Source organism: Roseibium suaedae (assembly GCF_900142725.1).
GTDB lineage: Bacteria > Pseudomonadota > Alphaproteobacteria > Rhizobiales > Stappiaceae > Roseibium > Roseibium suaedae.
Map to the genome: position 1 here is coordinate 86,322 of NZ_FRBW01000006.1, position 12,775 is coordinate 99,096.

General features: G+C 57.1%; 13 protein-coding genes and 2 pseudogenes. 10 read left to right on the plus strand and 5 right to left on the minus strand.

What is annotated here, in order from left to right; genetic code table 11:
- Nucleotides 1-88 precede the first annotated feature (88 nt).
- The 4 genes from repB (at nt 89) to BUA94_RS20840 (ending at nt 3,778) form a co-directional block, all read left to right on the plus strand.
- Nucleotides 89-1,333 (plus strand): plasmid partitioning protein RepB, encoded by a 1,245-nt coding sequence (gene repB / locus BUA94_RS20825; protein ID WP_208980184.1) that lies wholly within the window; start codon nt 89-91, stop codon nt 1,331-1,333.
- A gap of 279 nt (nt 1,334-1,612) precedes the next feature.
- The gene (repC, locus tag BUA94_RS20830; protein WP_073015311.1) at nt 1,613-2,965 is read left to right on the plus strand and encodes a plasmid replication protein RepC; all 1,353 of its coding nucleotides are present in this window, start codon (nt 1,613-1,615) and stop codon (nt 2,963-2,965) included.
- A 92-nt stretch (nt 2,966-3,057) separates the two neighbouring features.
- Entirely contained in the window at nt 3,058-3,255 is a 198-nt protein-coding gene (locus BUA94_RS20835) for an Imm27 family immunity protein (protein WP_175558096.1), read from the plus strand.
- Nucleotides 3,256-3,361: 106 nt separating this feature from the next.
- Complete coding sequence (locus BUA94_RS20840) at nt 3,362-3,778, plus strand: hypothetical protein (protein ID WP_073015313.1); 417 nt, start codon at nt 3,362-3,364, stop codon at nt 3,776-3,778.
- A 203-nt stretch (nt 3,779-3,981) separates the two neighbouring features.
- Here BUA94_RS20840 and BUA94_RS23410 read toward each other — a convergent pair.
- Together BUA94_RS23410 and BUA94_RS20850 are read right to left on the minus strand one after the other, a co-directional pair.
- A pseudogene (locus BUA94_RS23410) lies at nt 3,982-4,119 on the minus strand (IS3 family transposase); the annotation flags it as partial.
- Between the two features lie 15 nt (nt 4,120-4,134).
- Complete coding sequence (locus BUA94_RS20850; RefSeq protein ID WP_084082167.1) at nt 4,135-4,854, minus strand: FadR/GntR family transcriptional regulator; 720 nt, start codon at nt 4,852-4,854, stop codon at nt 4,135-4,137.
- 213 nt (nt 4,855-5,067) lie between these two features.
- Between BUA94_RS20850 and BUA94_RS20855 the strand changes: the two genes are divergently transcribed.
- From BUA94_RS20855 to BUA94_RS20875, 4 genes are all read left to right on the plus strand, one after another.
- Nucleotides 5,068-6,267 carry a mandelate racemase/muconate lactonizing enzyme family protein gene (locus tag BUA94_RS20855; protein WP_073015314.1) on the plus strand — a complete coding sequence of 400 codons (1,200 nt, stop codon included), beginning with the start codon at nt 5,068-5,070 and terminating at the stop codon, nt 6,265-6,267.
- Between the two features lie 10 nt (nt 6,268-6,277).
- Nucleotides 6,278-7,045, plus strand: coding sequence for an SDR family oxidoreductase (locus BUA94_RS20860; protein WP_073015315.1), 768 nt, complete (start codon nt 6,278-6,280; stop codon nt 7,043-7,045).
- A gap of 46 nt (nt 7,046-7,091) precedes the next feature.
- On the plus strand, nt 7,092-8,063 hold the full coding sequence (locus BUA94_RS20865; protein ID WP_073015316.1) for a TRAP transporter substrate-binding protein: 972 nt from the start codon (nt 7,092-7,094) through the stop codon (nt 8,061-8,063).
- 188 nt (nt 8,064-8,251) lie between these two features.
- A complete protein-coding gene (locus tag BUA94_RS20875; protein ID WP_175558097.1) occupies nt 8,252-10,006 on the plus strand; it encodes a TRAP transporter large permease in 1,755 nt (584 codons plus the stop codon).
- 13 nt (nt 10,007-10,019) lie between these two features.
- Here the strand turns inward: BUA94_RS20875 and BUA94_RS23415 are convergent.
- A pseudogene (locus BUA94_RS23415) lies at nt 10,020-10,337 on the minus strand (DDE-type integrase/transposase/recombinase); the annotation flags it as partial.
- 209 nt (nt 10,338-10,546) lie between these two features.
- On the minus strand, nt 10,547-10,777 hold the full coding sequence (locus BUA94_RS23420; protein ID WP_139251235.1) for a hypothetical protein: 231 nt from the start codon (nt 10,775-10,777) through the stop codon (nt 10,547-10,549).
- Between the two features lie 170 nt (nt 10,778-10,947).
- On the opposite strand from BUA94_RS23420, the gene BUA94_RS20890 reads away from it, so the two are divergent.
- Both BUA94_RS20890 and BUA94_RS20895 read left to right on the plus strand, forming a co-directional pair.
- Nucleotides 10,948-11,376: a hypothetical protein gene (locus BUA94_RS20890; protein WP_073015318.1), complete on the plus strand. Its 429-nt coding sequence runs from the start codon at nt 10,948-10,950 to the stop codon at nt 11,374-11,376.
- An 8-nt stretch (nt 11,377-11,384) separates the two neighbouring features.
- Complete coding sequence (locus tag BUA94_RS20895; protein WP_139251236.1) at nt 11,385-11,729, plus strand: hypothetical protein; 345 nt, start codon at nt 11,385-11,387, stop codon at nt 11,727-11,729.
- A gap of 135 nt (nt 11,730-11,864) precedes the next feature.
- On the opposite strand, the gene BUA94_RS20900 is transcribed toward BUA94_RS20895, so the two are convergent.
- Entirely contained in the window at nt 11,865-12,476 is a 612-nt protein-coding gene (locus tag BUA94_RS20900) for a hypothetical protein (protein ID WP_139251237.1), read from the minus strand.
- Nucleotides 12,477-12,775 lie beyond the last annotated feature (299 nt).

Genomic DNA, 12,775 nt, shown 5'->3' on the forward strand with positions numbered 1-12,775 from the left:
TATCCCCCACCCCCATGACCTGGCGGATAATGGGCGCAAGCACGGCGGCTGACACTCTGGTCCGGCCGTCCTCGAGCGAGGTGACCCGATGAGCAAGCGCAAGGACCGGCTGAAGGCCCTGTTCAATCCCGACCCGGCCCCGGAGGCTGCGGCTGCCGGCGTGCCGGAGACTGTTGCTCAGCCTGCGCCCGAGGTGAAGACGGCAAAGCCTGTTGAAGCCCGCAGCAGCGAAGCGGCCATCCCGCAGCAGAAGGGCAGGGACACTGTGGCCGATCCGGCCAATGTTGCGGCCGTTGCCAAGGCAGGGCAGGCGCCCGCCGTTTCATCTGCCCGTCCCGTGTCCGGCATGGCAACGGGAATGGCGGCGGGCATTGCTTCCGCAGCCAAGTCGCAGGCTGCGGCCGGTGCGCCTGCAGACACGGCGGCTCCCTCCGGGGCAGCGCCCTCCCGCAGCGCGTCGGGCGCGATCAAGGCCATGGGCCTCAGCCTTGGCCAGATGGCCCGCCGGGACGAGCCGGGGGAGCGCATCGTCGAGCTGGATCCGGAGAAGATCGAGCCGTCTCCGATTGCCGACCGTCTGACGGCCGAAAGCCTGCTGGATGACGGGTTCGAGGAGCTGAAGCAGAGCCTCAAGGACCATGGCCAGCAGGTGCCGGTTCTTGTCCGGCCGCATCCGGACAGCGCCAAGCGGGCAGGGGGCTGGTATCAGACCGCCTATGGCCACCGCCGTGTACGCGCCGCCCGGGAACTGGGGCTGAAGATCCACGCACAGGTCAAGCCCCTGAGCGATGAGGATCTGGTTCTGGCCCAGGGCCAGGAAAACGCCGGCCGGAGGGATCTGTCCTTCATCGAGCGGGCTTTCTTTGCCCAGAACCTTCTGGACGCCGGTTTTGACCGCGCCATGGTGCGCGAGGCGCTTGGCATTCAGCGGTCGGAACTGACGCGGCTGGTGCAGGTGGCCAAATGGGTGCCCAAGCACATTGCCCTGGCCATTGGTCCTGCCCCCAAGGCGGGCCGTCCGCGCTGGCATGCGCTTGGCGACATGCTGCAGCTTGAGGTGGCGCGGGTGCTGGCGCAGGACGAAATCCACTCCGACGCGTTCCGGGCCGCTGACAGCGACCGGCGGTTCCAGCGGCTTTATGACCGCCTTGCCCGCCGCCTGCAGCAGAAGGACAAGCCGCGGGTGATCAAGAACCGCAAGGGCGTGCCGCTTGCCGAGCTGAAGGGCCCGGTACTGACACTCGGCAAGGCGGTTCCCGAAGCCTTCTCCAGCTATCTGGCGGACCGTCTGCCGGGGCTGCTGGAAGAGTTTGAAAAGGATCAGACTGACTGAGGCTCTGGCCTGGGCCGAGCGGCCCGGCAAGCCTTTGACAGCTGTCAACAGATCGGCAGGGGCGGGGGATCAGACCTTCCGTCCTTGCGGATGAACCGGAACGGACGAAACAGGAAAGGACCAAGGCAACAAAAAAGGCCCCCAAAGCAGATCACTTCGGAAGCCCTCTTTGTATGTAGCAATCTCAGAGAATCACTTCCTCCGACGAAAGTCAAGTCTGCGCAGCTGACCCCAGCTTGCGGGCACCCTGATTTATTGCCTTTTTCAAGGTGATTGGCCATGACGGAGCGGATTGCGACGACGCCTTTTGGCGGCGGACAGTATACTATTGCCTTGTTCAAGGCGCAGCAGCGCATGGATCGCTTGCGTGATTCGGCCCGCGAAAGCGCGGAGCAGGGCGGCAACCTGACGGCCAAGGCCGACAAGTGGCAGCTTTTGCGCGCCCTGACCGAAGCCCGCGCCGATTTCGGCCTGTCCGATCGCGCCATTGCGGTGCTGGAAGCGCTGACAAGCTTTCATCCGGGCAAGGAACTGGATGGAACGGCAGACATGATCGTCTTCCCGTCCAATGCGGAACTGTCCATTCGCACCCGCGGCATGGCGCCGGCCACCCTGCGCCGTCATATCGCGGCGCTGATCCAGGCAGGGCTCCTGCTGCGCCGGGACAGCCCCAATGGCAAGCGGTTTGTCCGCCGGGATGCGTCCGGTGGCTTGGACGAGGCTTTCGGCTTCAATCTCGCGCCGCTGGCGCTCAGCGCGCCGGAGATCTTCGAGAAGGCGGAAGCGGCACGGGCGCGTTCGGCTGCCGTGCGCAAGGTGCGCGGGGAAATCACGCTGCATCTGCGCGACATTGCCAAGATGATTGCGGCGGCTCACGAGGATGGCCACGCGCTCCGCCAGCCTGCGCTCTGGCAAGACTTCACCCTGGGCCTGCAAGCCCTCTCCGGCCGTGTTCTGCGCCATGCGCCACTGGAAGACCTGAACCAGCGCCGGGACGGGCTCCTGCGTCTCAGGGCCGAGGTGGAATCTGCCTTCCTGGCGGGCATGAGCGAAGCCGACCTGAATGCTGTCGATTGTGCTTATGAAGAGGAAGAATCCCGTAAATACAATGATTTAGATCTGAATATGAGCGGCAATGACCACCATAATGAGCTCCATATTCAGAATTCAAAAACAGAACTCTCATATGAATATCTCAAAGAAAACAGTGAAGCGGCGGATGCTCCGGATCTGACCAATCTCTCCCTTGGCCGAAGCGCTGTTCCTTCCGTCAATCAGGAAGCGGATGCCCTGCCAAATGTCGAGCAGAAGGCGGAAGCGGTTCCCCTGTCGGATCTGAAGCGGGCCTGTCCTCAATTTGCCGATTACGCGCTCAACGGGCTGATCACCTGGGCCGATGCGCGGGCCGCCGCTGATCTGGCCCGGCCGATGCTCGGCATTTCCGCAGATGCCTGGGGCAGGGCGCAAAAGGCGATGGGCCTGGCCGGCGCCATTGTCACCATCGCCTACTTGATCGAGCGGGCAGGGGAGATCAAATCCCCCGGCGGCTACATCCGCACCCTGACCCTGAAGGCCGACGCCGGCAAGTTCCGCCTGCGCCCGATGCTGGACTCGCTGTTGAACCGGGAGTGAGGGCTGGGCGCTTGAATTCGACGTGAACTGGCAGGAAAATCCTGAGATTTCACAATCGTGTTTTGCACCAAGAAGTTATGAGCGAAGGTAGAATGAGCGCATTTGAGGAAGATGAATATGTTGGCGCAGACGCGCTTTCCAGGCGGACAAAGTTGACCGAGATCCGTGTTGACCCTGAGAAATGGGAAACCTTGTATCAGGACATGGAAACAGGAGATCTATGGGTACTGGATTACCCGAATTCTCACCTTCACGGCGGTGGAAGCCCGAGGCTCAGAAGAAAATTCTGAAAGCTCACGTCACTGCAGAGAAATAAATAATTCGGATTATAATCCGCCACGATCTTCCATAATGCGATTTTCTAAGAAATATTCATTTCCGCAGGAAAAAATTGATATGAGCAACAAAAGTATATCTATTTTATTTATTGCGACCGTCGTTGTTCAGATACTGTCCGCAATTCTCTTTTCGATGTTTTCTGATGGGTTTTATTCCTTGTCTGATGGGCAGCTGTTTAAATGCGGAGATCTTGTCTCATCCGGTGGGGACGATGAAGTGATCATGCTGGTTTTTGCAGGGCTCGTTTTTCCGGCTCTGTTCAGAATTTTCAGAATGAAGAGGAAGGCCAGTGGAGCTGAGGCTTTCATTTTCATTGGAATAATGGGGGCAAGCATATGGATTGCACTGCAAAGCTCCGACTGTGGAGAGTTTGCAACCACCATGATTGGAAACAGGGACCCATTTTTGCTCGTCTTCTTCGTCTCAGGACTGCTTTCCGTACTGACGATGGTCAAACTGGCTGTGCGACCTTAGAGAAGACGGCGCTCGATGCCGGAGCTATCTGTAGAAGGGGAGGGAGTTCTTTCGCGCTCGTTTCAGGGCAGAGAACAGCTTTCTTCTCCAGTGATTGCCGCGAGCAGTTCACGGAACTGCATCGCCAACGTTCAAATGAGTGGAATTTTTCAATGATTGCTGATTGAACCGCGCCGGGTTTGCCGGAGGCTATTTGGTTTAAGTTATGCGGCCACGGCCGTTTGTTCCAACGCAGCGTAATATTGTTGCTCTGCTTCAGCCGGAGCGATGTTTCCTATGGGCTCCAGAAGACGCCGGTGGTTGAACCAGTCGACCCATTCGAGTGTAGCGAACTCAATCGAAGCACCTGTTACGCCTCAGCTTATTCCAGCACTAAGCAGGACGCTTGATGCAGAATCGAAGTGTTCCGTCATCGTTTCCTCGGCGAGAGAGGCATCCTGAGTCATGATCGCTTCCGCAAGCCTCTGGTGGCATAAAATGTTGCCCTTTCGGTTCTCTATGGTGGCACGGCTTTTCCAGCCGATCAGCCACGTACGCTTTGTGATGACGCGGAATGATCCAACTAAGATCCCGTAGAGCGAATTGCCAGAGGACTGGGCAATCAGTTCATGGAAACCGATGTCAAGTTCCATCAAGGTCTCCGGGTCGTCTATCGCTTCCATCATCCGATATGAGACCTCCAGGATTTCTCGGGCCTGCTGCTCGCTACGTCGAAGCGCCGCAAGTTTCGCGGTGCGCAGCTCCAAGGTCCTTCTGACATCCAGAACTTGTTGAATACTGAGCTCCTTCATGTCGACCGTGTGGTCGATGATCGTGCTCAAAGGCGCAGCGTCCGGCGCTCCAACCCTTGCGCGTCTGCCCGTACTGACCTCAATGATCCCGAGTGTTGCGAGTGCTCGAAATGCCTCCCGTGTGACGGTCCTGGAGACGTCCAGGTGCGCCGCCATTGCGGTCTCACTTGGCATCAGGCTTCCAGGGAGAAGCTGGTTTTCCCGAATGAAATTGCGGATTCCTCCAATCGTTTGCTCAACAAGCCCCTGATCGGCCGAACCTTCCTGTAGTATAGGTTTTTTCATTTTAGTGCATATCCTTGTCAATTTTGGTTGACAGCTTTTGGGTTTATCTGCTTATTTATGAGCAAGAAGAGTGCATAGGTCGAGCGATATGTCGGTTTAGGAGGAAACACAAGCGTACCAAATCATTAAGTTTGGATAGCTTGAATTCTGCGTCGCAACGTCTCGCTAATGCTGACCTCTCGGTCATTCCTGATCGAAACAAAGAGAGCAAGTATGAAAGTCACAGCCATCAAGACCTTCCGCGTAGACGAATTTTCTAACGTCTTGTGGGTTCACGTCGAAACAGATGCGGGTATTACTGGTCTTGGCGAGACATTCTACGGAGCTGCTTCTGTCGAGGCGCATATCCATGATACGCTAGCGAGCCGTTTGCTTGGCCGAAATCCGCTGCACATTGAGGCGCTGCACCGGGAAATGCTGAACCTCCCCATGGGGCATGCCTCGACAGGGGCGGAGCATCGCGCCGCTTCCGCCGTGGACATCGCGTTGTGGGATATTTGGGGCAAGGTCTGCGGTCAACCAGTCCACCAGATGCTGGGCGGCCTATGCGTCGACAAGATGCGCGTCTACAATACCTGCGCCGGCAGCCGCTATGTGCGCACCAAGAAGATCAAGCCCGTCGATACCTGGAACCTCGGTGAGGAAACCGGCCCCTACGAAGATCTCGATGGCTTCATGAACCGCGCCGGCGAGCTTGCCGAAGACCTGCTGTCCAACGGCATCACGGCAATGAAAATCTGGCCCTTCGACCCGGCGGCGATGGAAAACCGCGGTCTGTTCATTTCCGCCGAGCAGATGAAGACGGCGATCCGCCCGTTTGAGCTGATCCGCAAGGCCGTTGGCGACAAGATGGAGATCATGGTCGAGTTCCATTCCCTATGGAACCTGCCGACGGCGATGCAGATCGCTCGCGAGCTCGAACCTTTCAAGCCTACCTGGTACGAAGATCCAATCCGGATGAACTCTCCGCAGGCCTTGGCAGAATATGCCGACGCGACGACGGTCTGGACCTGTGCATCAGAGACGCTTGGTACCCGTTTTGCTTATAAAGACTACCTTGACCGAAACGCGGCCCATGTCGTGATGGCGGACCTGTGCTGGACCGGCGGTCTGACCGAAGGACGCAAGATCGCCGCCATGGCGGAGACATACCACCGCCCCTTCGCGCCGCATGACTGCATCGGCCCGGTTGGATTTGCTGCGGCAATCCATATGAGTTTCTCGCAACCCAACACCCTCATCCAAGAGAGTGTACGTGCCTTCTACAAGGGGTGGTATCGCGAGCTGGTCACGGAAGTGCCGCGCATCGAGAACGGCTTTGTCTATCCGATGGAGGGCCCGGGTCTCGGGACCGAATTGCGGTCGGACTTCTTTGATCGCAGCGATCTCACCATCCGTTCCTCTGAAGTGTGAGGGTGCGGACATGAGCATTTCTCTCTTCGATCTCAGTGGCAAGACCGCGCTGATCACCGGTTCGTCGCGTGGTCTCGGTCGCGCCTTTGCGGAAGGCCTTGCCGGCGCCGGCGCGAGGATCATCCTCAACGGCATCGATGAAGCGCGGCTACAGCAAACGGCATCCGAGATGCAGGGTCAGGGCTTGAACACGCTGACTGCGGCCTTCGACGTCACGAATGAAGCGGCTGTCGTTGCAGCTTTCGAGGCGTTCGACCGCGATGGCGTCGACGTGGACATTCTGGTCAACAATGCCGGCATCCAGTTCCGCAAGCCGATGCTCGAACTGGCGTCCGCCGATTGGCAGCGGGTGATCGACACCAACCTCACCTCTGCATTTCTGGTCGGTCGCGAGGCCGCCAAGAGGATGGCGGCGCGTGGCTTCGGCAAGATCATCAATGTCGGCTCGCTGACGTCCGAACTCGCGCGGGCAACCGTTGCGCCTTATACGGTCGCCAAGGGCGGCATCAAGATGCTGACCAAGGCCATGGCCGCCGAATGGGCAGAAAAGGGCATTCAGGCGAATGCGATCGGCCCTGGCTACATGATTACCGACATGAATGAGGCTCTGCTGTCTGATCCCAAGTTTGACGCCTGGGTCAAGGGACGCACCCCCGCACGCCGTTGGGGTCGTCCGGAGGAGCTGGCCGGTACGGTGATCTATTTCGCGTCCGGTGCGTCGGATTATGTCAACGGACAGATCGTCTATGCCGATGGAGGTATGATTTCGGTGCTTTGAGCGCCGCGCAAATGAAGCAGCTTCAACCAATCAGGGAGGAAATATCATGAAAGCACTATCAATATTTGCCGCGGTTGCCGCACTGTGCGTGGCACTGCCCGCCCATGCCGCAGACTATACCGCAAAACTGTCGCTCGACGTCCAGGAAGGTAACCCGAAATACGTTGCTGCGGAAGGTTTTGCGAAAAAGGTGGCGGAAGCGACCAATGGTTCGGTGGAGATCAAACTCTTCGCTAATGGACTCCTGGGCGGTGAAACTGAATCCGCCGAGGGCATGCGCCTAGGGTCGGTGGAGATGGGGATCATCACCTCTTCGGTCTTCGCTTCATGGATTCCCGAAGTCCAGGTTCTGGACCTGCCATTCCTGTTTCGCAACGACGAACACGTCGTCGCGTCGAATGCTCTGCTCACCGATCGGTTGAAGGACAAGTTCGAGGCCCAGGGTTTCCACCTGCTTGGCTTTTCCATCAACGGCGCCCGCCAGCCGATGAGCACGTTCCCGATTGAAAAGCCGGAAGACGTTAAGGGCAAGAAGATGCGCGTGCTGCAAAGCCCGATCCATATCGCCCTTTGGAATCAGATGGGCGCCAATCCAGTCGCGATCCCGGCAGCGGAAGTCTATAACTCGATGCAGACCGGCGTGGTCGACTACTTCGACAACACTGCGACCAACTACCTCACCTTTAAGTTCTATGAGGTCGCACCGCACTATACGGATCTGCGTCACATCTATGCGATCGGCGCCTGGGTGGTATCGAAGACCTGGTGGGACAACCTGCCGGCAGAAAGCCAGGAAGCGATCTCTGCAGCGGCCATCGAAGCCCAACGCGATCTGCCGCCGATGCAGGCAAAGGTCGACGCACAGTCGCTCGCCGAAGCGGTCAAGAACGGCGCCACCATTCATGAAGTTGCAGACAAAGAGGCTTGGAGAAGCCTGATGCGGCCGGTCTGGGATGAGTTCATCCCGAAGATCCCGGATGCGCAGCAGACCATCGAGGCAATCGAAGCAATTCAATAAAGATTGCGGGCCGGCCCTCCTGGGGCCGGCCCTGCCAAATCTGCGATTGCAAAGTGGGAGTGTGCACCATGCCGGAAGTTCTTGCGTCGAATAAGATCCAGCGGGACCCTGCGACAAGCCGGTCGGCCATGCTGTTGAATGGTGTCCTGAGCGCTGGCGGGTTCCTGAATGTGGCAATCCTGCTTGCCATGATTGTCGTCGTCTTCTTTGGCGTCATTGCGCGGTACGCCTTCAATTCGGGGCTCCCCTGGATCGAGGAATTTGCCATCTGGTGCTTCACCTGGCTCATTTTCCTCGGTGCGGCCCTCGGGGTCGCCAATGACCGCCATGTGGCGATGGACATGCTTGCAGAGGGCATCGGAGGCGCGCCGCGTTCAATTCTGTATTTCGCGCGCGACACCTTTACCGCGCTGACCCTGGTGGTCCTTCTGCTGGCCGGCTACAAGCTTTCCGCGATGATTGGCGGCACCAATGCGGCCTTGCAATGGCCAAACGCGCTGCGTTACGGCGTGATACCGGTTTCTGGCGCAATCGGACTGATATCGCTCACCTTGCGCATCGCCATCCAGTCCGGTCTGCTGAGGAGTATCGCCTGCGTCACTACAGGTTTCGCGCTCTATGCCCTGATGCAATATCCGGCCCTCTCACCGTTTTCGGGGATGTCGGCCAGCCTCGTCATTATTACGGTGTTCTTCGCCACATTAGCGCTCGGCGTGCCGGTTGCGTTTTGCATGGTACTCGGCGCATTCGCAACGACCTGGAGCGGCGGACTGCTGCCACCACCTGCCATGATCCAGAACATGGTTGCCGGTTCGACCAAGTTCATCCTTCTGGCGATCCCTTTCTTCCTCACCGCAGGGTATCTTCTGAATCTGGGCGGTCTGTCATCACGCCTGATCGACTTCGCCGCCGCCTGTTTCGGACACCTCCGGGGTGGTCTGGCGCAGGTCAACGTGTTCAACAGTGTCCTGGTCGGCGGCATTTCAGGCTCATCCGGGGCCGATGCGGCAAGCACCACCAAGGTACTCGTGCCCGAAATGGTCAAGCGCGGCTACTCGCCCGAGTTTTCATGTGCTGTGACGGCGGTCTCGTCCATCCTGCCGAACATATTGCCACCCGCGATCGCGATGCTGGTATATGCATCCGTTTCAAACGTGTCGATCGCACAGCTTTTCGTGGCAGGCATTGTTCCGGGCCTTCTAATCGCTGTTGGCCTTATGATCGTCAATTACATCATTGCCCGGCGCCGGGGCTATGAGAAGGCATCAGCCCGCGCGCCTCTTGGTGTTATCGGCAAGACCTTCGTGCGCGCACTGCCGGCCCTGGTGATTGCCGTTCTTGTCCTTGGGTGTATACGCTTCGGTGTTACCACGGCCACGGAAGCCGGTGTCGTCGCGCTCGTCTGGGCGTTCATCCTTGGCAAGTTCGTGTTCCGCGAATGCTCCTGGCGACAGATTTATGACGCGCTTGTGGACTGCGGCATCGACGCCGCCCTGATCGGCTTCCTGATCGCCGCTTCGGTTCCCTTCGCCTGGATACTCATCGCGGATGGTTTGCCGCAAGATCTGATTTCCTGGGCGCGTTCCGGCGACTTTGGGCCAGTTGTCCTGATGCTGATCCTGATCGCCGTTCTGTTCATTGCCGGGATGTTTCTCGATCTTACCCCGGCCATGCTCATCGCTGCCCCGCTATTCCTGCCGCTGATGGCAAGTGGCGGCTTTGACCCGATCCATGTGGGGATCGTGATGATCATCGTGCTGCAACTCGGAGGCGTGACGCCGCCGGTTGGGATTCTGGTGTTTATCACGGCACAAATCAGCAGAACACGACCGGCAGCTATTTTCCGAGAGGTTTTACCATTCCTCGTGGCGGTGGCATTTGCATTGGCACTTGTCGCTTCGCTACCGTTGACCACGCTTGGTCTGTGGAAGATCATAAGCTGATCGCAAAACAGATTAGGAGGGCGTCCTCGACAGCTTCGAAGCTTCGCCACGGCCCGCGCCGATGAATGACCTCGGCCTTGTAAAGACCGTTGATCGTTTCGGCGAGAGCATTGTCGCAGCTGTCGCCGACACTCCCGACTGAGGGCTCGATACCCGCCTCGGCCAATCGTTCCGAATACCTGATCGACACATATTGAACACCCCTGTCAGAGTGGTGCACGAGGCCACCGCCATGAACGGGACGCCGATCATGAAGCGCTTGCTCCAGAGCATCGAAAACGAAGGTCGCATGCGCTGTCCGGCTGCCGCGCCAGCCGAACATGCGCCGGGATGACGGCCCGCGCACCACTATCAACCTCAGATCTCTTGACCCATTCGTTCAGCGTGTGCGCAGAGCAGCCGATCTTCGCCGCTATCGATACAATCGCCTGCCAGCGAGACCCGTGCTGGCGTTCATTATCCAGCACAAGGCGAACCGATCGCTCGCGGACTTCAGGGGAAAACTTGTTCGTCGTTTTGCTCAACGACGCTCCATCCTACTCAGGAGTTGAAGCCTCCGGAAAACCCGGCGCTGTTCAGGATTTTCAGAATGAAGAGGAAGGCCAGTGGAACTGAGGCTTTCATTTTCTTTGGAATAATGGGGGCAAGCATATGGATTGCGCTGCAAAGCTCTGACTGCGGAGAGTTTGCAACCACCATGATTGGAAACTGGGACCCATTTTTGCTCGTCTTCTTCGTCTCAGGACTGCTTTCCGTACTGACGATGGTCAAGCTGGCTGTGCGACCATAGAGAAGACGGGGCCCGATGCAGGAGCTATCTGTAGAAGGGGAGAGAGTTCTTTCGCGCTCGATTCAGGGCCGTGAACAGCTTTCTTCTCCAGTGATTGCTGCGAGCAGTTCACGGAACTGCATCGCCAATGTTCAAATGAGTGGAATTTTCAATGATTGCTGATGAACATAGCGTTTGGCTCATTCTGAGGTCCGATTCTCTGGGCACGGCGACCCGCATTGCCAAGGAAGTTGAGTTGCCTGTCCCGGAAAAGCTGGGATCCGGACGAGATCTCAACGTATTCATCTTGAAAAGTGATGGTGAAGTTGATTTTGATCGACCAGTTTCCGAGCACTTGCAATGGTTGTCGGAAACTATATCTGCGTCAGGCGAGAGAATCAGGAGTTTGCTTAGACAACCTGGGAACTCGGGTATCGTTTTTATACACGTCTTTACCTTTCAGGATTCAATTTACATTGAAACCCCGGGAGAAATACATCAGGAACTTGGAGCCTTAGGGGTAAATTTCGAGATCAAGGTCGAAATGAAAAGTGACCCTTGTCTTGAAGGCCCAGTTGATCAGGTATTGTGCAGCTCATGAGACAAACCGTGAATTTATCTGATCTTCAATTTCCGGATATCCGCAAGACTCTTCTTTTCTTCCTCAACGGTGTTGAGAAGATTGAATATTCAAGTCATCCAGAGGAGGAAATCGCAGAGTTAGTGGCTTTTTTCTATGATCTTTCTTCCTTGGTGACGTCGCCGGCAGATTATCTAGGTGTGGCACTTGTCTCTCGCGAAGAGGTCGGTTTGATGGATAAATTTGGACAGGCACTCGAGCATTATCTCCAGACAACGTCTCCCGGAGAAGAGAGAATTAGATTCATCGAGGGAGAGCATTGGCTGGATGTAAAAATTTGTGCAAAGGACTTTCTGTCACATTCTGCCAAATAGAATTTCTTTTCTGCAAGTTTAAGAAGTCAATATTTTGAGTTTTTATCTTATTTTGAGTTTAGAATGAAATATCGATTTGGATACGAAGAATAATTTTGAAGATGTCTCCTCTATTCGTGATTGAACAGGCAAAATTTACTGCGGCGTCATGTCCCGGACCTGCTGCTCAGCCCAGCCATTGATCTTCTCAGCAAGCTCTCTGGCGGGAAGGGGCAGGGAGCTGTTGGGGATGACGGAGACTGTGCCATGGAAGACGAGGACCAGATTTTCCGGCTGAAGCAGGGCGAGGTGATAGCGGGCCCAGGAAAGAAGGATCGTGTCGGTTTTCGTGACCTGCCGGAAGCCCGAAGGGCCGATTTCAATCTCGAATGGCGGGAAAAAGTTGCGGGTATAGTCAAGGTTCCAGCGCTGGAAAGCCTCCATATAGGCCTTCTCCGTGGTCTTCGCGGACACATAGAGCATCAGCCAGGCGGCGAGAACGGCCAGTGGGGCAGGGGCAAATACCCAGTAGCCAGAGCTTTCCCAGACGCCGGGAAGCCAGGGCAGGCACAGGGCGAAGACCATGGCCGCAGCAAAGGCCGAGAGCAGTGCACCATTGAACATCCCCGCCCGGAAATACCGGTCCCAGCCCTTGCTGAAAATCATCCGGTGGTTCGCGTAAGCCTGATGCTTGGCCCCGGCAATCATATCCGGAAGATGCGCCGCAACAGGCTCGTAACGAATTGAAATGATTTCTTTATTTTCCACGAGAGGGCCTTTTTGATCCGGTGCTGGCACGATACTATCGGCACGAACCCTGTGCTGTCCGGTTTAAAATCCGGAATTTCATTCAAGCCGGTGAAATCAGGCCTGATTTCGGGCTCAAAACGGGAGGAGACACGAAAGCGGCGCGGCATACACCCGTCTCCCTCCTTGCGGGGGAGATGTCAGCTTTAGCTGACAGAGGGGGGGAAGGTTTCGGCATATTCAGAAAAACTGGTGTTTGTTGAGGGGCCTATACCCCCCTCTGCCCCCATTCGGGGGCATCTCCCCCGCAAGGGGGGAGA

Excerpts from the sequence above, each read along its gene's own strand:
- repB (WP_208980184.1), top strand. The coding sequence starts at position 89 with ATGAGCAAGCGCAAGGACCGGCTGAAGGCCCTGTTCAATCCCGACCCG.
- repC (WP_073015311.1), top strand. The coding sequence starts at position 1,613 with ATGACGGAGCGGATTGCGACGACGCCTTTTGGCGGCGGACAGTATACT.
- BUA94_RS20835 (WP_175558096.1), top strand. The coding sequence starts at position 3,058 with ATGAGCGCATTTGAGGAAGATGAATATGTTGGCGCAGACGCGCTTTCC.
- BUA94_RS20840 (WP_073015313.1), top strand. The coding sequence starts at position 3,362 with ATGAGCAACAAAAGTATATCTATTTTATTTATTGCGACCGTCGTTGTT.
- BUA94_RS20850 (WP_084082167.1), bottom strand. The coding sequence starts at position 4,854 with ATGAAAAAACCTATACTACAGGAAGGTTCGGCCGATCAGGGGCTTGTT.
- BUA94_RS20855 (WP_073015314.1), top strand. The coding sequence starts at position 5,068 with ATGAAAGTCACAGCCATCAAGACCTTCCGCGTAGACGAATTTTCTAAC.
- BUA94_RS20860 (WP_073015315.1), top strand. The coding sequence starts at position 6,278 with ATGAGCATTTCTCTCTTCGATCTCAGTGGCAAGACCGCGCTGATCACC.
- BUA94_RS20865 (WP_073015316.1), top strand. The coding sequence starts at position 7,092 with ATGAAAGCACTATCAATATTTGCCGCGGTTGCCGCACTGTGCGTGGCA.
- BUA94_RS20875 (WP_175558097.1), top strand. The coding sequence starts at position 8,252 with ATGATTGTCGTCGTCTTCTTTGGCGTCATTGCGCGGTACGCCTTCAAT.
- BUA94_RS20890 (WP_073015318.1), top strand. The coding sequence starts at position 10,948 with ATGATTGCTGATGAACATAGCGTTTGGCTCATTCTGAGGTCCGATTCT.